Source organism: Staphylococcus equorum, from assembly GCF_029531845.1.
GTDB classification, from domain to species: Bacteria; Bacillota; Bacilli; order Staphylococcales; family Staphylococcaceae; genus Staphylococcus; species Staphylococcus equorum_C.
Genome location: NZ_JAMBPV010000001.1, coordinates 135,798 through 162,786 on the forward strand (window position 1 = coordinate 135,798; position 26,989 = coordinate 162,786).

A 26,989-nucleotide genomic window follows, 5' to 3' on the forward strand; every position below is an offset into this window, starting at 1 on the left:
TACAATATAACAAATCAGAATGTATCAACTATTTTCTACATTCTGATTTTATCGAGTGCGCTATGTGTATTACAGTGCTCATTTCATTTGCAATATCATTGATACTTTATATATTTAACCATCGTAAAATCAAATAACTTCTTGTGTAATAATTTGATATTCAATTTATTTATGTCATTTTAAGGGTAAATGTTAATATAAAATATTCGTGAATCAGAAAAGGAGGATCTTTTTGTCACATATAACAATTAAACCTGCCTACCCTGAATTACAAGAAGGTGGGTATTTTAACCTATTAGCAATTGATGATATGGCCAAAGTCTTTTTCAATACAGAGGATGAATCTAAACTTGAACAAGGCATGCAAAGTTTATGGCGTCAAAATAGCAGTCGCTTTAGCTATAACAACACGATGATTGCTTTTGTAGATGGTCAACCCGCTGGTGCTATCTCTTGTCTACCTTACGATACACTTGAAAGTCAGACACTATCCACTGTCGAACAGATAGTAAAAATACAGAAACTGCAAATTGTGCCACAGTTCATCAATAACTTTAAAGCAATAGTCGCTTTGGTTAATTTAGATGAAGGTAGTTCTGGAGAATATCATGTAAGCATGCTTGCTACACTCTCTCAATTTAGAGTTATGGGTATAGGCAAAAAACTGCTCGCTTACGCTGAACAACTTGCTCTAAATAAAGGCTATAATACTATTTCACTAACGGTAGAAATTAATAATACTTCTGCTCAACGCTTGTACGAGAAACAAGGTTACGATTATGTGGGTGAAACTGGCGAAGGCGGTATTAAGGTATATAAAATGCGTAAATATCTTGGTTAATAATTACCTGGTAAAATATGAAAAACACGCACTTCTTTTACATACGAAGCGCGTGCTTTATTGTTATTTCTAGACGCCCGGCATTGTTCCGACAGACAACCCGATGACTAACCCTACTAATGTATACGGTTTTAGTATGAATGTTTCATGTAAAACATTTATGGTTTTGTAGTGTCTTCTTTATTAATACGTACACTATCAATGGGTTCTCCTAGCTCTTCTGAACCTTGAGGCACATGGTATGTTAGGACTTCAATATATGAATCTTTTATATTTACTTTACTAAATGTAGGCTTGTTGTCTTGAATCGATTTCGCAGCATAATCTTTTTCACCATCGAGCTCATAAAATTTACTGCCACTCGAAGAATTTAAAGTAATGTAAACTGTGCCATCTGGATTTGTATAAGATTGCGGTGCTCCACCATTTTCATCCCACTGTACTTGTGGGTCTTTACCTTTCATGATATGCGAACGACTATAAGAATGATCATGACCACCTAAGACAAGATCAACATTATATTTTTCCATCAAAGGCGCAATGTGATTACGTCTATTTTTAGTTGCTAGCGTGTCTGAATGTTTACCTGCAGAATATGGATTGCGGTGTGTTAAACCAACAATCCATTTAGGATCCTGATCCTTTGTATCTTTGATTGCGCGTTGTAACGTTTCTTCATGACCTTTAAAATCTAAGCTTTCCGAATTCAAACTTACAAACAAAGTATCATTATGAGTGTAGTAAAAATTGGAACTTGCTAAGTTTTTTCCATCATCTTGTAAATTTGGTAAATTGAAATGTTGCGAAAAGGCTTTGTTCGCTCTATCGTGATTTCCTAATGTAGGTACAACTGTAAAATTCTCCATACCTTGTGCTTCAATAAAGCCACTATAAGCCTTTTCATCCCAAGGTTCATTAACTTGATCACCTAAACTCAATAAGAAGTCAGGATCTTTGTTTAATTTATCCATTTGATTTACTGTGTTTTGCCATCCTGCATTATCTTCTTCCAAATTACCTGAAGCACCTAACTGTGAATCAGCTACTGCAATAAAGTTAGTTTCGCCATTGTTATTAGTATCAAATCGACGTATTGCTGATTTCTCTCCAGTGTCACCGTTATAAAAACGATACATATATTCTCTATTTTCTTCTAAATTGGATAGTGTAGCTTGTGTATAATTCATATCTGGTACATCTTTATTTAAAAATAAGTCCGTATTATCCCCCTGATGCGTTTGTCCTTCAATACGTCTCGAATTAGAAAAGTCTCCCGCTTTGTTTGCTTCTGCAATTTCCACATAACCTTGTTCATCTGATTCATGGTGCCAAGTGAGATTTTTTTCTGAATTATCTGCGCCAATTGTTAAAATTGGATAGCGATGTTTATTTGATTGTTGCATTTGAGCCTCTTGTTGAGATTCGTTAGCTGATTTTTCAGTATTGTTTTGAGATGGCTGTGCCGTTTCATCTAATGATTGTTCAGTTTCTTCCGTTTCAGTATTTGTTGCTTTCGCTGATTGGTCCATCTTTGTATTAGTCTTTTGAGAATCCTGTTGTTCTGTAGATTTATTAGGTGATTGATCTAAACTTTTTTCTATAGTTGTATTATTAGTATTTTAATTTATTACTTTTGTTTCTTCTTGTTCAGTATTTCCTGGGTTATGATTTGATGCTATATACTCATTGGAATCAGTTGTGTTTTCAGTATGCTTTTTGTTTATTTTCTGGCCTTGTTCTTCATTTTGAGTCTCTTGATCAGTAATATTTTGCTCATTTTGTTTTTGCTGTGCTTGATTTTCATCTGATGGATTTATGCTCGTCTGTCCATTTTGTTTTACTGCATCTATGTTATTTTTAGATTCATCATTTGTTTTTGTTGTGTCTTCAGAAGGAATGTTTTTATCTTCTGTCGACGTTATATTTTGTTGTATGTTGTCATCTTTATTTACCGATTGTTCAACATTATGTATTTGCTCGTTTGTCTCTCCTGAGGTGTTAGCATGTGCATTTGAAGATGCAATTATAAATCCTGCAACTGATAGACTAAATAATATACCCGATGACTTTTTCTTCATAAAACCTATCCACTCCCAGTTTAGTTATGTGTTTATTAATACTATTCACTCCCTTCAATTTATCAAAATAGTATTAATTCAAAATTAAATAGAAGTAAATGTTTATGTGGAATGCTTATTTAGACCAGGTTATTTGCTATTCTTTTAAATTTTGGTTATAGTATTTTTAAATAGAATAGTTCTCTTATTAAGAGCGAGTGGAGGGATTTGGCCCTGTGAAACTCCAGCAACAGCTCTAACGAGCGATGTGCTAACTCCAACAGTTCCTTTTATGGACTGAAAGATGAGAAGATGTGCGGAAGCTCTTCTTATCTAAGAAGGGCTATTTTATTTGTAAAAAATGAAAAGGTGGTATTTTTTATGAAATCATTGCACGAATTATTCACGGAACTCGACTATTGGGAAAACTACAAACCAGTCAATATGCCTAGTAGTATGAACAAAGCACAACATGTTCAATTACTCAAAAGACAGATTGTTAACCGTATCGATATTTATAAGTATAAAGACGTTATATTAGAAAATGAAAGCTAATATTCACTTCACAAAAAGCCCCTCGTCATAAATAATGAGGGGCTTTATATATACTAAACAAAGCATTAGATGATTCTAATATTACTAAACCACAAGTAAGCAACATTTTTATTTTGTGATTGTCATATAGTAAACATAAAATACAATAAGAACTATAAAACACATGACACATAATCTATATGCCACCCATTCATTATAATCGATCGTTAATCTCGCTAACACACTGAACATTGTGGCTAACACCAATCACACCACAAATAAATACACTATGTTATTAATCTTATTTTTAGAAACTTTGTGAGATTCTATTGACGCTATAATTTTAATGTTTTTCGTTTTTATAATATAAAAAGATAAAATCAACGACGTTACAAAACAAAGTAAACTAATAATAATGTCTAAATTCATTAATTAAATTAACCTCCTTGCTATTAATTTGATTATCAATTTGCAGGGATGATAAATTCACCAACATCAGTCCTCTGTTAATCTAAATATAGCATTCAATTGACAACACGTTAATGTTCATTTATTAATCTTACACGTACAATTATTATAATTTATTTTCAAAATAAAAAAGAGATTAAACAACTTATGGTTGCTTAACCTCAAATATATTTCTTTTCCACTTTCACTTTAAAACTGCATTTATTTATATTCTTCTATCAAGTTCTTATAATGCTCACTCAACGCTTTGTTTTCGGTTTCTTTAAATTGTTGGTCTGGGCGTAAGTTGGGATCTTTACCAGTATGGTCTTTCGGTGCGAAGCCTGATGCTAAAGTGACATCTTCTTGACCTTCAAATTCGTATTCGTAGACCTTACCCTCTTCTGTGAAAATGTATTTTGTCACTGGCTTACTTAAATCTGCAACTTCCTTATAACCTTCTACATTAGAAAGGTCTTCCGCTTCTTCATCAAAGCCTGATTCGCCATCTTTAGGTGTATAGGCAACAGCGCCAGTTACAGCATGTAAATCGAATGCTTCAGGTCCAGGTTTGCCTGTATTATTGATTTGAATTTCTCCCTTTTCCGTACCCGCATACCAATCACCATCAGAAATACTACTTGTACTAAAATAACGATTGGAGACTGCCTTACCGTCTTCTTTTTTATCTTCAGCTAACCAATCTATCATTTCTTCTTTTATTTTCTTCTGCTCTTTATCAGAAATTTGAGTCTTATTTGATGCTTCTTTTTTACTAGACTCTTGCGCTACTGCTTCTTTTCCAGTCGATTTATCTGTCTCAGCTTTTTCATTACTACAACCTATAAGTAATGCTGTACAAATAGATATTATTGATAAAGCTTTAATATATTGTTTCATAAAACAAGTCTCCTTTTTCAAAGGAAAACCGATATACCTAAGCTATAAAATTAATTACAGCTTAGGTATCGGTTTTAATTATATTTAATCTTTTTGAATACCAAATTCATCTACTAATTCTACGCTACGTTGTTCACCTTTACTGATGTCACCGCGCAGTTGATAAATTTTAACTTTCAATTGATCGCCTTCAACTTCATATACTGAGAAGTTCTGAGCTGATGAATCTCTGTTATTTTCGTGTTTATCTTCAAATGCATCTGTTTCTTGTGGTTGTTCACCTAGTTTGAATAGACTGTTGTAATGATCTAAATCTTTCTGAGTTAACCAGCTTAATTCTGGTCTTACTTTTTTAATATGCTCTAATGAGCGATCATAAATGCTGTCATATTCTTTCGTACCGCCAGTGTTAGGTAATACATAAACTGAACCATCTGGATCGTCATAATATTTCACGCCATCTTCGCCAACAAATTGTTCTGTATCTTCTTTCTTCGCATTCACAAAACTATTTTTCGTTGATGTGTGTTCTAATGGATGTGTACGTGATAACACGTGGTCGTGACCTTGTAATACTAAGTCAACGTCAAGATCATCAATTTCTTTTGTTAATTCATCTCTTACTTTCTTCACATCTTCATCTGAAAGTGCATGATATGATTTAGAATACATTGGTTTGTGTAAGTTTAAAACAACCCATTTTGCCCCATTGTCTCGCGCCTGTTTAATATCTTTCTTAATCCATTCCATCTGTTCATCACCGATGGCTTTTTCATCTGGATTGTCTTTTGATTTCTTATTGTCGTTCGTATTCGCTACTACCATGTGTGCCCCATTATAATCAAATGAATAGTACGAACCGCCATTAACAGCGTCATTTTCTTTTGGTACGTTCATGTGTTCATTGAATTTATTCAATAATTTTTTGTCTTCTTCATTCAATGCATACTCATCATGGTTACCTGGTGCTGCAGCAACTGGTAATGACATAAATGATGGTCTAGATTGTTTATATAAATCTTTCCATTCATCTTCAACTTCAGCAGTTTCTACAAAGTCCCCTGTATGCAGTGCGAAGTTAGGATCACCTGCTGTTTGAATTGCATTTTTCAATGTATCAGCCCCAAATGCTGCTTCATTTCTTACGTTCTCATTCCAAAAAGCATTTTGTGTATCTGTATATTGTACAAAGCTAAATGGATCGCCTTTATCACCGGAAGTCTTGAATTTACCTATTTCACTTTTCTTCCCGCTTTCACTACCAACTTTGTAGTAATATTGCGTATTCGGTTTTAAATCTTTAGCGTGTGCTTTGTATGTATATTCTTTTTCTTTAATTAAATCTGTTTTGCCATGCTTGTCGCCACTCGTCCATTCAGGGCCACCTGCATTTTCATCAGTATAATAACCATTTACTTTAGATTTACCATTTTTTTCAATAGGTTCGCCTTCATCATCTTTGGCAACATCTTTATAGATGATATTGCCATCTTTATCTCTTTCAAGATACTTAGAGTCTACTTTTTTAGGTTTAGCATCAAATGATTTTGCGTCTTTAAAATCTTTAGATTCTGAAACCCATACTTTAGAATCTTTGAACTTATCTGTGGTATACCAACTAAAACCCATTTCTGATTTGGTGTCACCTTTAAAATTTGTGATTACACGGTTAGGGTTGTTGTTCTCTGGAACCTCGGCTACTTTAGGTTTTTTATCCAGTAATTCAATATCACCGCTTTTTTCGCCTTCTGTTGCACTACCTGAACCACTTGCTTCAGCTGTTGGTGTTGAAACTGTAGTAAATACTAAAGCTAGACTCATTACAGTACTTACAGCAATAGAACGATACTTATATGCCATCACACGTACCCCCCAATAGGAATTTTTAATGTTTCATTCACTATTTTAGCAATGTAGTATTAATTTAAAGTTAATGCTATATGGATTTTGTAAATTTTAAATTACTATTTGAAATCATTAAAATATAAAATCCAATATTTTTAAGATTATTTAAATTTCCGGATAAATATTTTGGATTGCTGTATATAATGCGTCAGAAAAATCATACATGGTAGATGTCCAATTGTCAGTATTTGTTCTAGAAACAGCACTCAGGTCTCCATTCTTGAAAAATGCTTCTCTTAAAGCTCTCGTTAATTCGAGTTGAATACCTGTGCTATTCTCTTCACTATTTATAAAATTGTTGTCACTCAACCCTCCTATATTTTCTGGAGGCGTTTCTACCACAAAACCGTATCTTTCAAGTTGATTTTGAATTTCATCTTTTAATGTAGATTTTAACCCGCCTAAATAAACAATTTCTTCATCACCTTGAGCACCATGAATTGCAATTGTTGCTTTACGATCTTTAATCATATGATTCAATGTTGGGTCATCATAACGTGTGGAAGTAACGTGTAATTGTGAATTATTAGATGGTCGAATACCTTCAAAAGAGAAGTAGTCGTAATCACCTTCATTAGCTAATAATTTTGTTAATTCTGAAGTACCTTGTTCTATACCACCACCATGAGCTGCTACCACAAGCACTTCACTGCCATTATCTTTAGTCTCTTTTTTCCAATCTACGTTTTCTACTGTGTCATTTTCCAATTCGGTCATTGAATTATAATAGTCAGTGGTGTTTGTCTCAACTGCTACATTACTAGAATATTTAACTTCGTTTGTTAATGATGCCGACATTTTATTAATTGTTGTTTTAGATTGGTTTGTGGACAATGTTACGGTATTGGGTGTAGTTGTATTTGTTTTCATAGATGCTGACTCAGTTGGTGAGACAGATGATATGGGCGCTCTTCTCGTTTTAATTGCTGTTGCGTTTTGAGTTGATGATTCCGCTGTAGCCCTTGTGTTGTTTGTTTCTGTTGTTGTTTGTGCAGTTGACGCTGACGATTTAGATTTTGGGCTTACAGTTTCTGAGCTTGAGTGAGATTGTTTTATCGGTTTGGGTGGTATTTTAGTTTTTGATGTCATGGGAGCATTTGTAGTTTTAAAATTTAATGTGTCCTCTGGTTTTTTCGCAGTTGTTTCATCATAATCTAATCCGCTCATTATAGGTTGATTAGATGTAGAAGTTAATTTTTTTGTAGTCTCTTGGGGTTGTTCTGTTGGTTTTTCGATTCCTGTTTGTTTTTTGATCTCTATTGGATTTTCGATTTCAGTTTGGTTTTTGGCCTCTGTTGGGTTTTCAATTTCAGTTTGGTTTTTGGCCTCTGTTGCGTTTTCGATTTCTGCTTGCGTTGCTGTAGTCTGGATTTCGCTCTTCGTTGATCTACTCGCATGTGCCTGTTCATTTTTTAAATTGATTACGCTTAAAGTTATTGCCACAGTCACAATTCCAAAAGTCACTTTACTTACTGAAAAGGTACGAAATCTAAAAACATTGTTCATGTGTATTCCCCTTAATAAATATTTATTTTAGTATAATCATAACCAATAATTCTATAAAAGCAATATTTTATTATATACCATGCAACACTTGTGTTTATCATTAGAATTTAAAAATTAAATATATATAATACCAACCACACAATATTGGTATGCGTCTATATTACTTTGTCTTTCTCTCAACATCCAACTCAATCGTGAATTGTGGTTTTTTCTTTTTTAAATAAATAATCACCATTTCTAACAGAAGCTAGGCAATCAACCCGGCGACGTTGAGCTTCGAATACGTTGGGTGCATCAAGCACGATAAAGTTAGCTGGCTTACCTTCATTTAAACCATAAACTCCCTCAATCTGCATTAATTTGGCGCCATTATAAGTAATTAAATCAAAATTACGTGGGAAATCTTCCTCACGCATTAATTGAGTAGCATGTAGACCATTGTCTAAAATATTCATTAAGTTACCTGAACCTGCTGGGTACCATAAATCAACAATCGAGTCTTGACCAAATGCTACGTTAATATTGTTATCTACGAATTCCTTAACGCGTGTTAAGCCACGACGTTTAGGATAGCCATCTTGTCTGCCTTGTAAGTATAAATTTTCAGTAGGACAAGATACAAAGTTCAAGCCAGATTGATGAAATAACCCCATCATACGGAATGCATAAGCATCATCTGTTGAACCAAATGAGCATGTATGAGAGGCAGTCGTTGATTGACCATAGCCTTGTTTCATCGCTTCAGCATTTAATATCTCTAAATAACGTGCTTCAACATCATCTGTTTCATCACAGTGCACATCAATTAATTTATTGTATTTAATAGCTAGACGTACGATTTCTTTAACCGCCTTTGTGCCATCTTCAGGGCTCCATTCATTATGAGGTATGCCTCCGACACAATCTGCACCTAATTGTAATGCTGCTTCCACCAAGTCACGACCTGTTTGGCCTTTTTCTTCAAAAGAGTACATACCATTTTGTGGAAAGGCAACAACTTGTATCGTGATATTATCTTTGAGTTCATCGCGTACTTCAATCGCTGCTTTAATACCTGTTAAATTAGGATCTGTACAGTCCGTTTGAGCTCGAATATATTGTGTACCATAGCCTGCCACATCGTTAACTGCCTGTCGCATGCGTGATTTCATTTCTTCTTTAGTTGTACCTTTTTTATAATCATTCCATAAATCAATCGCTTCGAATAATGTACCTGATTCGTTTTTTATTTGTGGATCTTGACCAGTAAAATAATAATCTAAGTGTAAATGAGCGTCTACATATGGGGGTAATACTAGCGCACCCTCTAAATCAATTACTTCATCGGCTTCGCCAAAGTTGTTTCCAAAAGATGAAAACTTGCCGTCTTCTACTAAAATCTCGGATGCATAATCGTGTTTATATATTGTTGCATTAATAAATTTTTTAAACATTTATAAAACCTCCTCCATCTATATTTACCATAACTACAAAATGAAATGTTAATCGACCCATTGCAAATGAGATTAAATCGAAATCAGTCACAAAAAGCACTTCCATATATTTGTTTATGGAAGTGCTTTATTTTTAAATTCGTTTCACTTTAATCTCATATTGTACTTACAAGATATAACTATCTGTCACCTTTTAATTCTCTTTCTTTTAATACATAACTTAATAAATCTAACATGACACGTGCTGCAGTTTGACCTGTCATGCCAGTTTGGTCATACATCGGAGCTACTTCAACTAAATCAAATCCAATAACTTCATTATGTTTAGCTACTGCTTTTAACAGCTCGTTCACTTCATCATATAATAAACCTCCAGGAGAAGGAGTCCCTGTTCCGGGAGCTATTGATGGATCTATACCATCTATATCAATTGTGATATACAACTTCTCTCCTTTAGGAATGAGTTCTGCCAATTTTTCTGGTCCTTTTTCTCGCATTTTTTTAGGAGATAAAATTGTTGCACCATATTCATGTGCTGCATCAACATCTTCTTTTAAACTACTACTAATACCACGAATACCAAATTGATAAATATTTTTCACATGGTCCATTTCAGATAATCTTCTAATACAACTACCATGACCATATCTTTGGCCAGATCTGTGATCAGCCCAGTCTAAGTGTGCATCAATTTGTAAAACATGGAAAGGTCCCAATGCTTCAAGTCCTTTACCTGTTGCAGCTGTTATTGAATGATCTCCTCCAATAATTACAGGCATAGCATCTTGTTCAACAATTTTACTTAAAGTTGCTTCTGTATTTTCATGACTTTGCATAAGATCGCCATGTACAATATCTACATCACCTACGTCAAAGACTTTCCACTTTGGTCCTAAATAAGTAATGTCATTTTCGATATCGTAAGCTCCGTCTAATCCAAAACTATATAAAGTTGAACCTTCCCTAACTCCTCTTGGTCCCATTCTTGCGCCTGATTTCCATTGCGTTCCCATATCATTAGGTACGCCGATAACTGCGACATCAGCTTTAAGCTCTTTTAATTTTTCAATACTCTCACAAACTGGATATTTTCCAAAAGTGCAAATACCTGTAAACGGTAGATTAAGAGTTTGTTTTTCTTCTGGATTCATCATATTAAATTCCCCCTGTTTTTAATTATTAAGTCCATCTCGTTTTCAATGATTTTTCACACATTGTTAACATCAAAATGATAATTGAAACTATTCCAAATAATAATGGTGTTAGCATGCCAAGTGCTCCTGCTAAATGCTCATTATTAAATAATACTGAAAATGAACTATAGATAGCTGTAGATATTGCAATTCCAAAAGAATAACCTAATGAACTGGCCATTTTATAAATACCTGAACCAATACCGACTTTATCATCACTCACATGTTCTAATAGCGTATCTATAGAAGGCGTTGCATATAATCCAATACCAATACCTGCAATTAGAAATCCTATAAATACAACAATGAGGTAAGGAAGATTAGGTAAAAATGTTAATGCTCCAAAACTCATACCAACACTTGCAATAATAATCGAGAAAAACATCGGTTTACTTGGCCCCATTTTCTGATGCATTTTTTCTCCTACTCTAATCATTAATAGGAGTGCAACAATATTACCAAGTGTTAACAATCCTGTTTCAAAAGCAGTAAATCCTCTACCAATTTGAATATAAGTATTAGCAACAACAATTGTTCCTGCTATACCATTCTGTAAAAAATTGGTTAAAACTGCACCAGTAAATGGTTTTGATTTAAACAATTCAAAATCAATAAATTGATGCGATTTTGTTTTTTCGTAAAATATAAATACTAACGTTAATAGGATAGAACCAATAAATAATGTAACTATAGTAAAACTTGTCCAACCCAAATCTTGCCCTTGCGTCACGATGACATTAATAGCGAGCAAGGTAAACACGAAAATTACAAAACCGACAATATCAAATTTTTCTTTGTTTACTTTTGATACTTTTGTTTCTTCAATATTTTTCAATAAAAACATGGCGATCATAGCAACGACAATTGATAGTATAAATATCATACGCCAATCATAGTAAGTTGCTATTAATCCTCCAACAAATGTCGTTACGCCGCCCCCACCCCACGAGCCAAATGACCAATAACTTAAAGCTCTTTGACGCTCACTTTTTTCAAATGTTGTTTTAATTAAAGCTAGAGTCGCCGGCATGATTAAAGCAGCTGACAGGCCTTGAAGCGCTCTTGCAAAAATTAATAAGATAGGTTCTCTAGCAACTATGACTAATAATGAGCCAATGATGCTGATAATCAAACCAACATAAGTTATTTTCTTTCTCCCAATTCTGTCTGCTATACCGCCACCAACTACAATGAATAATCCACAAAACAATGAAGTTAGACTCGTGGAAATATTCAAAACACCTGTTGAAACTTTTAGGTCTTTTTGCATGGTTGGAATGATATTAATCATTGATTGTGCAAAAAGCCAAAAAGTCAATATTGCCAAAACCATTCCTAAAATATACATATCGGTCTGTCTTTTAGTTTTCATGGCAATCCCCCTTTATTTGAAGGTAACTTCAAATTAGTTGAAGTTTAGCACCATGATTAGAGCTCCGCAAATATATTTCTGAATAATCTGATAAATTAAAAATGAAATGAATTCACAATAAATAGCACTACAATAACCTTTATGTTCCTCGAATAACTTTAAGATGTTACCCTGTATAAAATTTATTTATGAGTTCATTTATTTTTTTATATCCTTTCAAAAAATAAAGCGATAAGTAGATAACTACTTATCGCTACTTTCATCTAATGTAAAATAACACTTACAAAAATTAATGAAGTTAATAATATCAGAATTTAATGCTTCTTCTCGATATAACAACCAAGTACTTCTTGTAATACACTCACCATTTTTAAACTTCAAATCTTTTGTGTAAAAAGTATCTTCATCTAAGATACAAGATCGTGGAACAATTGAATATCCCATACCTATTTGAACAAATTTTTTACATATTTCAATCTTATCAACTTGGGAAATATTCCTAGCATATGTATCATAACGTTCCTCCCACCATTCATTAATTGATTTAGAAATAGAGTTTTCTAATTCTATGTAGGTATTATAATTTTGGTGTGATTTATAAACTATACGATACTGTTCATGTAATTTTTTTAGGTTTATTGGTTTTTTACTAATAATTGTTAATGGATCTTGCTTTAACAACATTTTCTTTCCATGCCAATCGTATTCACCAGTTAATATCCCAATATCTATATCATGATTTTCCAATTGTTCTAGTATCTCAATACTCCATCCGCTCGTCATATTCATATATACTTCTGGATGATCTTGAGAATACTGCTTTATTAATTCTGGCATGGTATAAATTGCAAAGTTTGTATTTGCGCCTAATTTTAAATTACCTTTTAATTCTTCATGTATTTCATTAATACTTGATTTTAAATTTTGAATCTCAGATAATACTTTATTTGAAAATTTAACTAAGTGCTCACCTTCAGCTGTAAAATTAAATTCATTTCCCACTTTATTAATAATTTTAATACCAAACTCTTTCTCAATTTTCTTTATTCTATACGATAATGATGGTTGGGACATAAATAATTTATTTGCTGCTTTAGTAAAACTTTGTTCTTCGTTGAGTAACGACAATATTTTATAATCATCATCTTGCACATGAAAACCTCCCATTTTCAAATCATTACACATCATTCTACAGTATTATTACACTATTTTCTCTTGCTAGATAACTCACTAAAATCATTAATCCTAATTCAAGATATTCAAAAAGAATTTATTTGGTATTTTCCATTACCATTATCCAGATTAAACTTAATATTAATTTACCCTATCTTAACAGTCCCTTTGAATTAGCTTTGTTACAATATAATTAAAATTGAAATTTAAAGGGGAATGGTTTTGAAGAAATTAACTTGGTCATTTATCACATCTATGGCATTAGCAACTACAGTCATAGCACCTAGCACGCTTCACGCAACAACGACAGAAAAGGATGCACAAGAAACTAAAGATGATTCAACAAAAAGTTTAGCGATTCACGATATCCAAGGCGAAGGTCATCAATCACCTTATGATGGCAAAAAAGTAAATAACATAGAAGGCATTGTTACATATCAATATGAATTAAATGGTGGCAAGTATTTACATATTGAAACACCTGACGATAAAAAGGATAATAATCCAAATACATCTGAAGGTCTTATCATTTATACTGGGAATCAAAATTATGATGCTCAAAAAGGTGACTTAGTTAAAGTTACAGGCACTGTCGATGAATATTACATCGATGGTTATGGGGATAAACAAGAAACTGACTTACCAGTAACTCAAATAAATGCACGTGACGATAAAGGTGGCAACATAGCTATTGAAGAAAGTAACCAAAAATTGCCCGACCCGTATGTGATTGATAAAGTACCAAGCAATATTTCCGCAAATGATCACTTTCAGACATTTGATCGTGAGCAATATGCAATTGACTACTGGGAATCACTAGAAGGTATGCGTGTTGAAGTTGGCGACGTCAGAAGTGTTGGTCCACAAGAACACGGCGACCTTTTCACTGTCTTAGACGACGAACCTGCTGAAACAAACAATAGCGGTGTACGTTTAAAAGAAAATGATCAGCATGGTGAACGTATTCCTTTTAAAATGTATGATAATAATGAAGCACGTGATTTTGATGTAGCAACAGGTGATAAATTTAAAGGTCCGATTATTGGTCATGTGAATTATGGATTTCAAAACTACAAATTAAATGTAGATTTAGATGACATGAAAAAAGCACATGTCGAGGGCGACACTGAGCCAAAACCAACTTCCATTGAACCAAGTAATCAAAAGCTCAATGTTGCATCTTATAATTTAGAAAATTTCTCTAATAATTCATCATCTACCACAGAGGATAAAGCAGATAAAATTGCAAATGGTATCACAGAACATATGAAGAATCCTGATATTATTGGGGTGACTGAAGTACAAGATAATGACGGACCAAAAGAAGGCGGACCAGAAGCTAATAAGTCTTATGAACGTTTAATTAAAGATATTGAAGAAGCTGGCGGGCCAAAGTATAAATATTTAAATATCGACCCTTCAATGAATGAAGACGGCGGACAGCCTGATGCGAATATCCGTGTTGGTTTCTTATATAATCCTAAGCGTGTTCAATTTGATAAATCTATTGAGTCTGGGGACGCCGACACAGCAATCTCATATAAAGATGGCGACTTAACATTAAATCCAGGTCGCATTGATCCGAATAATCCTGCCTTTGATGATTCAAGAAAACCATTGGCTGCTCAATTTAAATTCCATGGAGAACAAGTCATCGTATTAGCGAATCATTGGAATTCTAAAAACGGTGATACGCCCCTATTCGGTAGTCAACAACCACCCGTATTAGAAAGTGAAAATCAGCGTGTGGAAATTGCGAAATCAGTCGGACGATTTGTAGAACAAGTCCAAAAAGACAATCCTAATGCGAATATTGTATCCGTTGGCGATTACAATGATTTCCAATGGTCAAAACCATTAAAAGCATTGGAAAGCTTTAATATGAGCAATATGATTTACGATTTACCTGAAAGCGAACGTTATTCATATAACTATCAAGGTAATTCACAGGCACTTGATCATATATTCGTTTCAAATAATTTGAAAAACCATACAGAACTGGATCCAATTCATGTAAACAGTGATTTCACTGATATGTCAGGCCGTGCAAGTGACCACGATCCACTATTAGCTCAAATTGATTTAAAACAAGCAAAGAAAGATAAAAAAACTAAATAGGCACAAAAAATCGACAAAATCATAAGACTTTGTCGACAGAATGGAACGAGGATGCCATGCATCACTCGTTCTTTTTCTATTTATAATAAGACGTCATTGCTCAACTAAATATACTTTTTCAGAGTAACAACGTACGCTATCCATTTTTTCATCTAAAAATTTATTCCATTTTACATTTCTGTTTAGCTCACTGTGTTCATTTAAAATTGCTAATGGCACTTGCAAGTTAAGACAACGACCAGAAATATTAAAACGCGTGACACCTGCTGGGACAGTTTCTCCTCTATTGACGATTGTTTCGATTTCTTGAAAATGAAGCGGCTGGTATTTCATCAAAATATGTTGGCTAGGTACGCAAGTATTATCACTCTGTGCCATACGTTCCACATCATAAGTTTGACTATAACTCGCCACGACTTTAGCCCATGCGTCTAATTTCTGTTCTCTTAAATCTTCTACATATAAATATTGTTCGTCATAGCCTTTGCACATTGTAATAAATGGTGTGGTATTTTTAATTTCAGTCGTCCATGGCAAACTTTTATCTTGTTGCAAATGTTCCCACCACTGACCAATAGGCACTTTATGGTTCCATGTACTAATTGAGTATTGTGTCTCATTAATATCTTGCACTGGTACAACATAACATCCAAGAGCCTTAAGACTCGTAAAACGATGCACACCATCGATTACCATATATCTACCTGATTGTGTTTGTGTAACTAACACTGGATGTCTCATAATTTGATCCGCTTCAATGCTCTGCTTTGTTTTTTCTAAACGCTTCGGCTCAAATGTTTCATGTAAGTCTATTTGTTCAACTGGTACAAGTTTTAGTGCTTTATACATATGTTCCATTTTAGTCCTCCTTATTGATCAGATAAATAGATAAATGTCGGATGTGGATGACTTAAAAAATCATGGTGAGAAATAGACCAACCATAAGCGCCAGCGTAATTAAATATTACGACATCCCCAGTTCTTACAGATTTTACTGGTGTTTCTTTTGAGAAAAGATCTTTGGGCGTACAGAGTTGACCAACGAATGTCACCTTTTCATTTGCAACTTCCATACGTTCAAAATGATAAGGATTATGGTCAATATGACATATTTCACAAGGATGATTGTGTTGCCATGATACTGGCAGTCTGAATTGCTGCGTGCCCCCTTTTAAAATAGCGTAATAGGCACTATGCACTTGCTTGATATCAATGACTTCAGTCGCATAGTAACCAATATGCGCAACTAAATAACGACCACACTCAAAGTTCAGCGTAACGTCATTCATCTCTTCTTCATTAATCACGTCTTTAAAGCCCTCAACAAATTTCTGCCATTCAAATTGTTGGTTTAAGTCTGCATAATTGACTCCGATACCTCCACCGATATTGATATGTTTCAGTGGAAATTGAAAAGCCTCTGCCCATACTTTGGCTTTGTGAAAATAGAGTCGCATGACATCTAAATGTAACTCTGCATCTAAGTTATTTGAAATAGAGTGAAAATGAAATCCTTCTAAGTTGATATGAGGTAGTTCAAGTGCCACTTTGATTGCTTGTTCGACTTCATTTTCTGATATACCAAATTGTGTTGGTCGTCCTGCCATGTGTAACGTCGCATTGGGAAAAGGTCCTGATAAATTCACACGTAATAAGACATCCATCTGTTCGTTTTTGGTATCTAGGATAGCGTTTAACCTTTTTAATTCATATATACTTTCCACATGAATACGTTGAATGCCTTGCTCGATTGCAAATGCTAATTCTTCGTCAGTTTTTCCTGGACCACCAAAAATAATACGTTTCGCTTTTTTATGTGTTAACGCTTTTTGTATTTCACCTTGAGAAGCGACTTCAAATCCAGCAACAGATTCGCTCATCGTTGCTAAAATTTCATCTTCACTATTGGCTTTCATCGCATAATACATCTCACAGTTCTCTGGTAAGGACGAAACGATTTTATGCACATGCTGACGTAATGCGTTTAAATCATAAATATAATGACAAACAGGTACGCCACTTTGCTTTATCTCTTTAATTTTGTCGGATATTTGTGTCACGTTCTGCCCCTCCTTTAAATGAGGTTAGTTCTGATTTTAAATTTCGGTATAACTTGCCACGATCGTCTCCGAGTACAAACGTATTAACACCACGTTGTGCCCATTTATCTTGTTGTTCTTTATTTCTTGGCAAAGCACAAAAGTGTTTATGATATGTGTTTGTCACATCATGTATATAACCTAATGCTGATTGTACGACCTCACTGCTCGTTTCCCATGGCATGCCAAACGATTGAGATAAATCGGCAGCACCTTCAATAATCATGTCTAAGCCTTCAACTTGTACAATTTCTTCTATGGCACTGATGCCTTCTTGATCTTCAATCATAGCCATGACAATAATTTTGTCGTTTGCGTCCGCCATATAATCCGTTAAAGGAATTTCACCAAACTTGGCCATACGTCCACCATTTAAACTGCGCATGCCTTGAGGATAATAACGACTTAATTCCACAATATGTTCTACTGTCGCTTTATCTTTAACGTGTGGGATAATAATACCTCTTGCGCCCATGTCCAACACTTTGATAATATCTCGATCAATCGCTTGTGTGACCCTGACAATGGGGGTGATTTGCGCTGCTTCAGCTGCACGAATTAAATGTTCTAACTTTTCATCGTTAATGGCAGCATGTTCAGTATCTATAATTACAAAATCGTAACCACTTGCTGCGATAATTTCAATAACAAGTGGATTCGGAATCGAATTGAAAATGCCATAGACTTGCGCCTCTTGTGCTAATTTATCTTTGAGGGATAACGTCATCATGATGAATCACTCCTAACGGGTTACTTACGTGATGTATTCTTATTTCCGTATCCTCTAATAATCTTCTTGTCGTTAATTTTTCTACTTGTATCGTTTTTTCAAACAAATCAAAGTGTTCATAATTAGGTAAGTTAGGATGCATTTGACGATACTGTTCAATTTCTTCGTATATATACATCCATTGTTCGTGTTCGCTCAAATGATAGTGACGTTCAAAGAACATAATAATTTCAGAAATGTTAATAAAGAAAAATGCGTCTAAAGCAAAATCTCTAACTAGCTCCACGTCTTCTGTTTCAATAAATGAATTACGATTTATTTTCTTATGTTCTTCTGGAGTGTCTTTTAATTGAGGATTTTGTGCATCGGTACTCAGTAATGAACGTTTAAAGCGAACACCGTCATGGAAATCTTTAATTGCTACACGAGTTGGCCAACCATCATCATGAATGAGCATCATGTTTTGCGCATGTGATTCAAGCGCAATCCCATGGTAATAAAGCATATGGATAATCGGTTGCACTGCTACTTTGATAAATTGTCGAACCCAAGCTTCTACACCATATTGTGTAATCCATCGCTGAATAAGTGGATTTTGTTGTTGGTCCAAACTATAAATCGCATTAAATGGTATCGCATCTTCCGTTTCAGTTAAATAACTGTGTAAGTTCTCTCGCCATATAACAGATACTGCACCATAAATGGCTTCACGTTTTGATTCAGATAAATTGTCATTAAGATATGACATACCTAATATTTCACCTAAAAATACAGTTTTTAAATTTTCATTTAGATAGCTATCTTGTTCATGAATATACTTTAACCAATCTGTAATTTGCGCTGCGTTTTCAATCGTATGTGGCGCTAATACGCGTTTAGTGGACGTATTCGTAATGCTTAAAGGCACTTTAATATAATATTTAGACGTGTCTACAGGTGATAAAGTACGAATCGATTGTTGCGGTGTATAGTATTCTTCCGATTCACCTAGTAATATAAGCTCACCATTCATCCATTGTTCAGCAAGTTCATTCGCAATAATGTGATCAAATTGCCAAGGATGCACAGGCAACCATTCATAGTCATCTAATGATTTGTCTAACGCTATTAGCACTTTTTTAAACTGCTGCACAACTTCCTCACCTAATTGTTGTTGAAGTAAGTGCTGCAATTCAATATTTTTAGAGACAGTCTGTTCAATATATTGTTTTGGAATTGCGAGCCACTTCAGTGTGAATGTTGGCTGAAAATCAGGACCATATTGCAGGTTATCTACAAGCGTAAAGCCGAGACGTGATTTATAACTTGGGTGATAGGGATGGCCTTCCATCGCATAAGATTCAAGTGCATCGAACGTTAATTTAACACTACCCGCAGTCATCTCTTTATGTCGCATAGCTTGTCTATCTTTTAGTTCCGTTTGTAGTAATTCATTAATAAACGCCTCAACTTTTTCACTATTTTTATCAAATGTATATATGACTTCTCGTAACATTGTGGCGTAATCAACCGTTATGTCCATATCACCATCGTCTGTAATTCGCCATATAGGTGACGTGAGCTCTAGCCTTTGAAAGCTGTCTAATTCTCTCACTTCAGTACGATAGGTGACGTTGTCCGCTTCAATCGTTACAGTCGAAGTATCACCTTGGTGTGTTACCTCATATCGCACAACATCTTCATATATAATAGAAGTTACAAGTTGATTCATAATGCGTTGTTTTACTTGTTGCTCAATATTGTGCATCATGTTGTCGTGCCTCCTCTTCCATAAACATTGGGTTCGGTATATTGGTATAAAGTGGATTATCGCCACAATCTTTTATTTTGCTCATAAAGTTCGCTTTTGCTGAAAATGTTGGGCTTTCGTATAGGTCATCTATATAGACTTTCATTTGTGTTGATGTGCTTGTGTCTTGAGACCAATCCAATAATTTTTTACGGACTGTTTGCCATAACGTCGTTTCACTGCCCACACGTTTTCCCATTGTAGCGACCAAATGTCCTAAATGGTTTACAATAATGTAGTATTTAAATCGATGCCAGGCCGCTTCATTACTATAAACAACTGGGCTATCACTTCGTACTATATTGGGGACAATCTGTGCACGTTTTGCGATATCTTCTGCTATACATACGCCTTCTAAATCTCTGACGTAACATACTTCCGGATGACCATCTGTAAATTCAATTAAAGTATTTTGTACATGTGCTTCTAAACTAATGCCAGTTTCAGATAGTAATTCAAGCATTGGATATAAGGTAATGTCTAAGTACGCACTTAACCATTCTTCATCTGACAAACCACTTTGAGCAATTATGTCCCCTAACTTCGAATCCGGCTCATGTGGCATCGTTTCAAATAGACTGGCTAACACGTGAATTTGTTTCTCCGAGTGATAATCTTCAATACCTTCACGCACGATCATTGCAGTGTTTGCTAATAAATCAAAAGCACCGCCTTCAGACGTGTATTTCAATGCACGATAACCTTCTTCAAACATCAGTTTGAAATGTTTTGTTTCATAATCTGGTTTTATCGACGCGATTACACTTGCAGCATCAATCGTTCGTTCTACTTGTTCATAATCATTCGTTCTTACGAAGTTTGTGATTTTGACATTTATCGGTAATTTCAAGTAAATGTTAAGTTTTTTTGAAAATACCGTGCGAACAGAAGACGTCGGATAGACATCATATCCGCTGACACCGATATCTTTAATTAAGCCGTCATGCATCCATTGTTTAAACTTAGCGTTGTCTTTTAATACGGTCATTTGATATGGGTGCATGGGTAATAATGTATAACCTGCTTCTATGTCAGTTATATCTAACTGTGCCAACTGTAATACTAATTCATTTACTACTGTGGCTCTGCCTTCCACATATCGCTCAAGCATGATAGAACGGTCAACTTGTATGTAATACAGTTGAAATTGTGCGTGACACTCCGGCGCATAATTCAATAAATCTTCTTCGCTAAAGCCGACAGAACTTTTGGGCGTTGGATGAAACGGATGTCCTAAATAAAGGGACTGTTCCGAAATAATATAATCATCTTCAGTTTGTTGTTGTTGCGCACGTGTTAAATAAAGTGCTGTGCGTTTTACACTATTATTAATATCTTGATAAATCCGTTGTAGTATTACTTTTAATCCACTTGTGTCTTCATCTTCAGTTTGTTGAGCCAGCATCTCAAACAAGCGTTCTATCACTTCCATTGGTGCTAACTGTGAAGATGTGCCATTGTCTTGTACACACATCACTGGGTGGTATGAGTGATGTCCCATTGCCGACCAATAATTAAATTTACCTATTAACGTTTTATATGGCCCGAGTATGAGGTGCCACATGTTTTGCTCTGGTTGCGCGTTATACAAATTTTGTTCTCTAAAATATACATTCAATATACGTTCTACAGCTGCATGTTCAGCTGTTTCAATATTCTGATTACTTTGCACGTTTATTATTCAACTCCCATACATTCATTGTTAATTTATAATCTTTCACAGCATTTAATTGCGAAGATAATAAGACAACGCAACTGCTTATAAATATGCCGCCCATCACGATAAACGTAATCGTAGGGTTATAGCTACTTGTAATCACAGCGCCTAGCATACTGCCTGCAACTTGCCCTATAACTAACATACTGTTAGTGGAACCAACGAAAGTTCCTTTTAAATCTTGGTGGCATGCCTTAACAACGACATACATCACACTTTGAATTAATGCACTATATGTGAATCCTTGTATCACTCTAAAGATGATTAACATCCACAGTGTACTGGACAGACCTTGGAATATGACACTTAAACCACAAATGAGCGCAGTGATTAAATAGACATATTTGACATAGTTTTTATCATTTAAGCTTCCCCATAATGGTGCACTTAAAATAGAAGCAGTCCAAAATGCAGATTGAACGAGACCAACTGCTGCTTTATCATCTAAAAAGGTCTGGTTTACGCCAGTTGTTAAAGGCGCAAGTGCGGTCATCATTCCATACATTGCCAGATTGGCAAGCATACCAACAATAATGAAACGGCATGTCACTTGAGAACATAGTAAACATTTAAACGATTGTCTTACACCACAACGAATAGGTTCTGGTTTACTACTATTATGCTGATGTGTGGTTTCTATAAGTAATTTAATGCCCACTGCACAGACAATAAAGGTCAAAATGGCAATCACTAATAATAACGACTGAAAGCCAACAATACTTGCTGCTACGCCGCCAATGAGTGGTCCTACTAGAGAGCCTGCACTAATGGAACTTTGCAATTTCCCAAGTACTTTACCACGCATTTTTTCAGGTGCTTCGCTCGTCGCAAATGCATTAGAAGCATCTACGACACCGCCAAATAAACCTTGTAATAATCTGACTAACACAAACTGCAGTGGCGTCGTACAGAGTGACATCAATAATAAACAAACTGCTAGACCTAATAATGCACGTAGTACCATCCATTTCCGGCTTATTCTATCGCCAAGTTTGCCCCACATCGGTGACGAAATCATCGTTGTGACAGCAGGTGCTGCAATCGCAATCCCACTCCATAATTGAATTTCGGTAACAGATAAATCCTTAAGTGATGCAATATAGATTGGCAACAAAGGAACCAGTACGGTCAGCCCCGCTATAGAAATAAACTGGCTCAACCATAATATGCGAAAGTTCCTATACCAAATCGCTTCATTGTTCATGACGCATCATTGGGTTTGGTATCGTCCCAATACTGGATGGCATACTACCGCCACCTGATTCTTGTTGATGTAACAGGGGCAAGAGTACGCGTTTAAAAGGCCACGTTTGCTTCTCGAACAAAATATGTTGCACTTGTGCTTTATCCGCTTTCGAACAATCCATTTGATGCACATGTTTTGAAAGCGATGATTTAATTTTATTCATTAAAACGAGTTCATCCAATCCAAAAACGTGATGCAGCATATCTACAATCGCATACAAATTCACTGATACTGCTAATGTTTGAAAATACGTAAAGAACGTTTCTATATCTTCATTAATTAATGTATTTGGAGAATTTTTGCTTATCGCATATTGTGGAATATCAATGTTATTTTCATGCATCCACCGTGGATAAATACGCACTGTATCATGATCTCTCAATATAAATTGATCCACATGTCCTTCTTTAAATAAAATTAAAATATTTTGTCCATGTACTTCTGGTAAGACACCATTTTTCATAAATTTAAGCATAATATGAAGAAATTGGTCTATCATCTCATCAAATAATGCTTCTAATTGCTGACTTTCCATTTGAGCTTGCTCTATGCCAAGAATATCTTCATATAATGTTGCATCATGTGCTGCTAATGCAGCCATCGATACCAGTTGTGACGATGGCTCTGCCACTTGCTTAGGATAACTTCTAATCTGTGTTGTGAGGTGGCCTATTTGATCTTGGAATATATCTTTGTCTGCATTAATAAATGATAACCACTGCTTTTCATTACACAGCCCTACCTTCGTTTGTAAAGTGCTGTCTTGATGAATAATTTGGTTTAATAATTGCTCTGCCTTTTCACCATTTAATAAGTAACGTGTCGGCGTTAATCTCAATGCACCTAACGACTGCATTGAAAACGGTACTTTAATATGTTGAAATGGGCGATGAATATCAATGAGCGAACGCATAGATGATGATGGCAGAAACGTGCCGAACTCATAATCTAGTGGCACAATAATATGCGCTGCGATTTCTGCTTGAAACATTTCGGGAATCACATGTGTCATTTGCCAAGGATGGACAGGAAATACCATATACTTTTCCAAAGATAAACCTGCTACCTCAAGGATGTGTGCTAATGTCTCCTCGTCTTCGATTGCCAATGCTTCATTGAGTAATCCTTCGTTTAAATACTCACTCTTTAAAATGTAATCACGATGTATCGCAACCGTTTTTAAAGAAAAAGTTTTAAAATATTCGGGTTGGTATTGTAAATAATCTTCTTTACCTAAACCTCGTTTTTCTTTAGCTAAAGGATGAAATGGACGATCCTTTAAACTCGCAAACTGTTCTGATTTTATAAAAAGATGCTCTGATAATGTTAATTCTTCTAATTGTGTTGTTAGCTGGTTCATCGCAACTTCAAGACCTTCTCGAAAACGTGCTGTATTCAACTCACGGCTCGACGGTGCATTCATTTCAACTAATATATCCCATAACGCTAAGGCATTGATCTCATGTTGTTGATCATTTTCTTTTACGAAGACAACCGTTCCTTTTAACCTATAGATATTTAAACCACTATGATAAACAGGTATATAGAGCGTCTTGTCTTCGTTGCCATATTTCAATGTTATATCTGAGGCATTTTGCAATGCTTCACTTTTTGTCAAAAGACCAAAGACATCTTCAAATAATAGACCATCCACTAGATCTCTTAAAATAGTAGTGTGCGCATGATTTTGTTGATGATTCGCTGTGACTTCTATCACTGAACGACACTCCTTAATATAGACTTAATGTTGTTCCGATTTGCTGTTGCTTAGCTTCTTTATAAATATAATAAGCGCTTGAAATATCTTCAATTGCCATGCCCATTGGATTTAATAAAATAATTTCATCATCATTTTCTCTTCCAGGTTTGGCACCCGTTAATAATTCTCCTAATTCAGCATGTAATGCCTCTCTACTAAAGCGACCTTCTAATACAAGTTGATTAATTGTCTTTTTCTCTCTATTTGCTTGCGACCAATCATCAACCAAGACTTTATCTGCTTGTGTAAAGACTTCTTTTTTAATATCCATAATTGAAATGTTGCTAATAAACGTGCCTTTTTGAATCCAGTCGTATTCAATATACGGTTTGTCCGTTACTGTACAAGTAATGACTACCTCTCCATTTTCAACCGCTTCTTTCGCTGTTTTAGCTTGAACAAAGTGAATATCTGGACGTGCTTCGGCCCATTTTTCAATAAAATTAGCGCTGGCTTTTTCAAATTGATCAAATACATATACTTGTTTAATATGATCAAATTGCTCTAACATACTTTGCAATTGTCTATCACCAATTAGACCACAGCCAATAATTGTTAATGCTTCAAATCCTTTTTTCGCTAATTTCTGAGTCGCAATGACCGAAACAGCCGCCGTTCTCATACTACTAATTAAGCTCGCTTCCATCACTGCAATGGGATAATTTGTTTCAGGATCATTCAAGATAATGACACCACTTGCACGTTCTATCTTACGTTCTGAAGGATTGTCATGTTTACTACCAATCCATTTAATGCCTGATACTGGGTCTTGACCGCCAATATGGCTTGGCATTGCAATGATACGATCTGCAATATGCCCCTCTTTACCATTTGCACGTAAATATGGCTTTAACGGTTGCACAAAATCTTGATTTGCGTGGGCTTTTAAGGCTTCGGTTAATGCATTTACATAAACTGCTGAATGATTACCTCCTGCTTGTTCAATATCTGATCTATTTAAATACAACATGTCTTTATTCATCGTGTTAGCGCTCCTCTTTTGTTTTTTACATCATCAAACCATTCATCTGAATAAACTAAATCTAAATAGCGATCCCCTCTGTCAGGTAAAATCGTCACAATCGTTTTATCTTTATCGATGGAATCAATGACTTTTTCAATCGCTGATATAATTGAACCTGTCGATCCACCAGCAAAAATGCCTTCATAACTAACTAAGCGTTTACATCCAAGTGCTGATTGGTAGTCATCCACATGGACAACTTGATCTATTTCTTCTTTGTTTAAAATTTCAGGTACTCTACTTGCGCCAATACCTGGTAATTCTCTATTGGTAGGTGTTTCACCGAAAATAACTGACCCTTTCGCATCCACAGCAATAATATGTGCATTCGGGTGATATTCTTTAATCTTTCTACTCATGCCCATAATACTGCCTGTCGTACTGACTGGAGCCACAAAATAATCAATTGGGGTTTCTATTTGCTCTACGATTTCTGCACCAGCACCATGATAATGTGCTTTCCAATTTAATTCATTTGCGTATTGATTAATCCAATATGCGTTGTCAGTTGAATCAAGTAATTCACGAACACGTTGAATGCGCGTCATTAAATACCCACCATTTTCATCCGCTTCGCTTACCATATCTATATTTGCACCATAACTTTTAATAATTTTTAAATTTGTTTCTGAAATTTTTGGGTCTACCACACATGTTAGTGTTAATCCTTTTATCTTAGCGATCATTGCTAGAGCTATACCTAAATTTCCTGAAGTACTCTCAATTAAATGTGTACCTTTAGTAATTATTCCTTTTTTAAAACCATCTTCAATTATGTATTGAGCTGGCCTATCTTTCATACTACCGCCTGGATTCATATATTCTAATTTTGCGTAAACCTTATGTTCCGGGAACAGTTGCTTGAGCTGTATCATTGGCGTTCCGCCTATACATGAAAGTAAAGAATCATGACAATGCTTAGGTTCTTGTCTCACTTAAATTCCTCCTAAAAATATGGTTATGGATAACACTACATCACTGATAACGATTATCATTATCAGTAAATTGTATTCTAGGTATCCTTTCCAAAAATGTCAAATCTTTATTTAATTTTTAAAAAAATTTAAAATTTTTGTTGACATATAGTTTGCTTTATAAGATATTAGAATTGATAATGATTATCAATTCGAGTTGGAGGTTTTAGGG

General features: G+C 34.9%; 21 protein-coding genes and 1 riboswitch. Of the genes, 3 read left to right on the forward strand and 18 right to left on the reverse strand.

Going from position 1 to position 26,989, the window contains the following annotated elements:
• Positions 1–232 precede the first annotated feature (232 nt).
• Positions 233–841, forward strand: coding sequence for a GNAT family N-acetyltransferase (locus M4L39_RS00640; protein WP_277580254.1), 609 nt, complete (start codon positions 233–235; stop codon positions 839–841).
• A gap of 158 nt (positions 842–999) precedes the next feature.
• Here the strand turns inward: M4L39_RS00640 and M4L39_RS00645 are convergent, their stop codons facing one another.
• Positions 1,000–2,370, reverse strand: a complete 1,371-nt coding sequence (locus tag M4L39_RS00645; protein ID WP_277580255.1) for a purple acid phosphatase family protein — start codon at positions 2,368–2,370, stop codon at positions 1,000–1,002.
• Positions 2,371–2,460: 90 nt separating this feature from the next.
• Positions 2,461–2,919, reverse strand: a complete 459-nt coding sequence (locus M4L39_RS00650) for a hypothetical protein (protein WP_277580256.1) — start codon at positions 2,917–2,919, stop codon at positions 2,461–2,463.
• Between the two features lie 181 nt (positions 2,920–3,100).
• Positions 3,101–3,209: riboswitch (SAM riboswitch) on the forward strand.
• 70 nt (positions 3,210–3,279) lie between these two features.
• Here M4L39_RS00650 and M4L39_RS00655 point away from each other — a divergent pair.
• On the forward strand, positions 3,280–3,453 hold the full coding sequence (locus tag M4L39_RS00655; RefSeq protein ID WP_277580257.1) for a hypothetical protein: 174 nt from the start codon (positions 3,280–3,282) through the stop codon (positions 3,451–3,453).
• Between the two features lie 648 nt (positions 3,454–4,101).
• Here M4L39_RS00655 and M4L39_RS00660 read toward each other — a convergent pair.
• From M4L39_RS00660 to M4L39_RS00690, 7 genes are all read right to left on the reverse strand, one after another.
• Positions 4,102–4,779 (reverse strand): hypothetical protein, encoded by a 678-nt coding sequence (locus tag M4L39_RS00660; RefSeq protein WP_277580258.1) that lies wholly within the window; start codon positions 4,777–4,779, stop codon positions 4,102–4,104.
• Between the two features lie 84 nt (positions 4,780–4,863).
• Positions 4,864–6,639: a purple acid phosphatase family protein gene (locus tag M4L39_RS00665; RefSeq protein ID WP_277580259.1), complete on the reverse strand. Its 1,776-nt coding sequence runs from the start codon at positions 6,637–6,639 to the stop codon at positions 4,864–4,866.
• 150 nt (positions 6,640–6,789) lie between these two features.
• On the reverse strand, positions 6,790–8,190 hold the full coding sequence (locus M4L39_RS00670) for a poly-gamma-glutamate hydrolase family protein (protein ID WP_277580260.1): 1,401 nt from the start codon (positions 8,188–8,190) through the stop codon (positions 6,790–6,792).
• Positions 8,191–8,378: 188 nt separating this feature from the next.
• On the reverse strand, positions 8,379–9,623 hold the full coding sequence (locus M4L39_RS00675; RefSeq protein WP_277580261.1) for an amidohydrolase family protein: 1,245 nt from the start codon (positions 9,621–9,623) through the stop codon (positions 8,379–8,381).
• A gap of 179 nt (positions 9,624–9,802) precedes the next feature.
• Positions 9,803–10,777 carry an agmatinase gene (gene speB, locus M4L39_RS00680; protein ID WP_277580262.1) on the reverse strand — a complete coding sequence of 325 codons (975 nt, stop codon included), beginning with the start codon at positions 10,775–10,777 and terminating at the stop codon, positions 9,803–9,805.
• Positions 10,778–10,802: 25 nt separating this feature from the next.
• The gene (locus tag M4L39_RS00685) at positions 10,803–12,194 is read right to left on the reverse strand and encodes an MFS transporter (RefSeq protein ID WP_431197615.1); all 1,392 of its coding nucleotides are present in this window, start codon (positions 12,192–12,194) and stop codon (positions 10,803–10,805) included.
• 237 nt (positions 12,195–12,431) lie between these two features.
• The gene (locus M4L39_RS00690) at positions 12,432–13,340 is read right to left on the reverse strand and encodes a LysR family transcriptional regulator (RefSeq protein WP_277580264.1); all 909 of its coding nucleotides are present in this window, start codon (positions 13,338–13,340) and stop codon (positions 12,432–12,434) included.
• A gap of 237 nt (positions 13,341–13,577) precedes the next feature.
• Here M4L39_RS00690 and M4L39_RS00695 point away from each other — a divergent pair, with 237 nt between their 5' ends.
• Positions 13,578–15,479, forward strand: a complete 1,902-nt coding sequence (locus M4L39_RS00695) for an endonuclease/exonuclease/phosphatase family protein (protein ID WP_431197609.1) — start codon at positions 13,578–13,580, stop codon at positions 15,477–15,479.
• Between the two features lie 93 nt (positions 15,480–15,572).
• On the opposite strand, the gene sbnI is transcribed toward M4L39_RS00695, so the two are convergent.
• From sbnI to sbnA, 9 genes are read right to left on the reverse strand one after another with little or no spacing between them, the layout of a single operon-like run.
• The gene (sbnI, locus tag M4L39_RS00700) at positions 15,573–16,337 is read right to left on the reverse strand and encodes a bifunctional transcriptional regulator/O-phospho-L-serine synthase SbnI (RefSeq protein ID WP_277580266.1); all 765 of its coding nucleotides are present in this window, start codon (positions 16,335–16,337) and stop codon (positions 15,573–15,575) included.
• An 11-nt stretch (positions 16,338–16,348) separates the two neighbouring features.
• Positions 16,349–17,539, reverse strand: coding sequence for a type III PLP-dependent enzyme (locus M4L39_RS00705; protein ID WP_277580267.1), 1,191 nt, complete (start codon positions 17,537–17,539; stop codon positions 16,349–16,351).
• Positions 17,514–18,308 carry an HpcH/HpaI aldolase family protein gene (locus M4L39_RS00710; RefSeq protein WP_277580268.1) on the reverse strand — a complete coding sequence of 265 codons (795 nt, stop codon included), beginning with the start codon at positions 18,306–18,308 and terminating at the stop codon, positions 17,514–17,516. The genes M4L39_RS00705 and M4L39_RS00710 overlap by 26 nt, the downstream gene beginning before the upstream one ends.
• Entirely contained in the window at positions 18,283–20,055 is a 1,773-nt protein-coding gene (gene sbnF, locus M4L39_RS00715; protein ID WP_277580551.1) for a staphyloferrin B biosynthesis protein SbnF, read from the reverse strand. The genes M4L39_RS00710 and sbnF overlap by 26 nt, the downstream gene beginning before the upstream one ends.
• Positions 20,042–21,769: an IucA/IucC family protein gene (locus M4L39_RS00720; RefSeq protein ID WP_277580269.1), complete on the reverse strand. Its 1,728-nt coding sequence runs from the start codon at positions 21,767–21,769 to the stop codon at positions 20,042–20,044. Before M4L39_RS00720 ends, sbnF begins: the two co-directional genes overlap by 14 nt.
• Positions 21,759–23,018 carry an MFS transporter gene (locus tag M4L39_RS00725; protein WP_277580270.1) on the reverse strand — a complete coding sequence of 420 codons (1,260 nt, stop codon included), beginning with the start codon at positions 23,016–23,018 and terminating at the stop codon, positions 21,759–21,761. The genes M4L39_RS00720 and M4L39_RS00725 overlap by 11 nt, the downstream gene beginning before the upstream one ends.
• The gene (gene sbnC, locus M4L39_RS00730) at positions 23,008–24,777 is read right to left on the reverse strand and encodes a staphyloferrin B biosynthesis protein SbnC (protein ID WP_277580271.1); all 1,770 of its coding nucleotides are present in this window, start codon (positions 24,775–24,777) and stop codon (positions 23,008–23,010) included. Before sbnC ends, M4L39_RS00725 begins: the two co-directional genes overlap by 11 nt.
• Positions 24,778–24,790: 13 nt before the next feature.
• Complete coding sequence (sbnB, locus tag M4L39_RS00735; protein ID WP_277580272.1) at positions 24,791–25,801, reverse strand: 2,3-diaminopropionate biosynthesis protein SbnB; 1,011 nt, start codon at positions 25,799–25,801, stop codon at positions 24,791–24,793.
• Positions 25,798–26,778: a 2,3-diaminopropionate biosynthesis protein SbnA gene (gene sbnA / locus M4L39_RS00740; protein ID WP_277580273.1), complete on the reverse strand. Its 981-nt coding sequence runs from the start codon at positions 26,776–26,778 to the stop codon at positions 25,798–25,800. Before sbnA ends, sbnB begins: the two co-directional genes overlap by 4 nt.
• Positions 26,779–26,989: the final 211 nt, after the last annotated feature.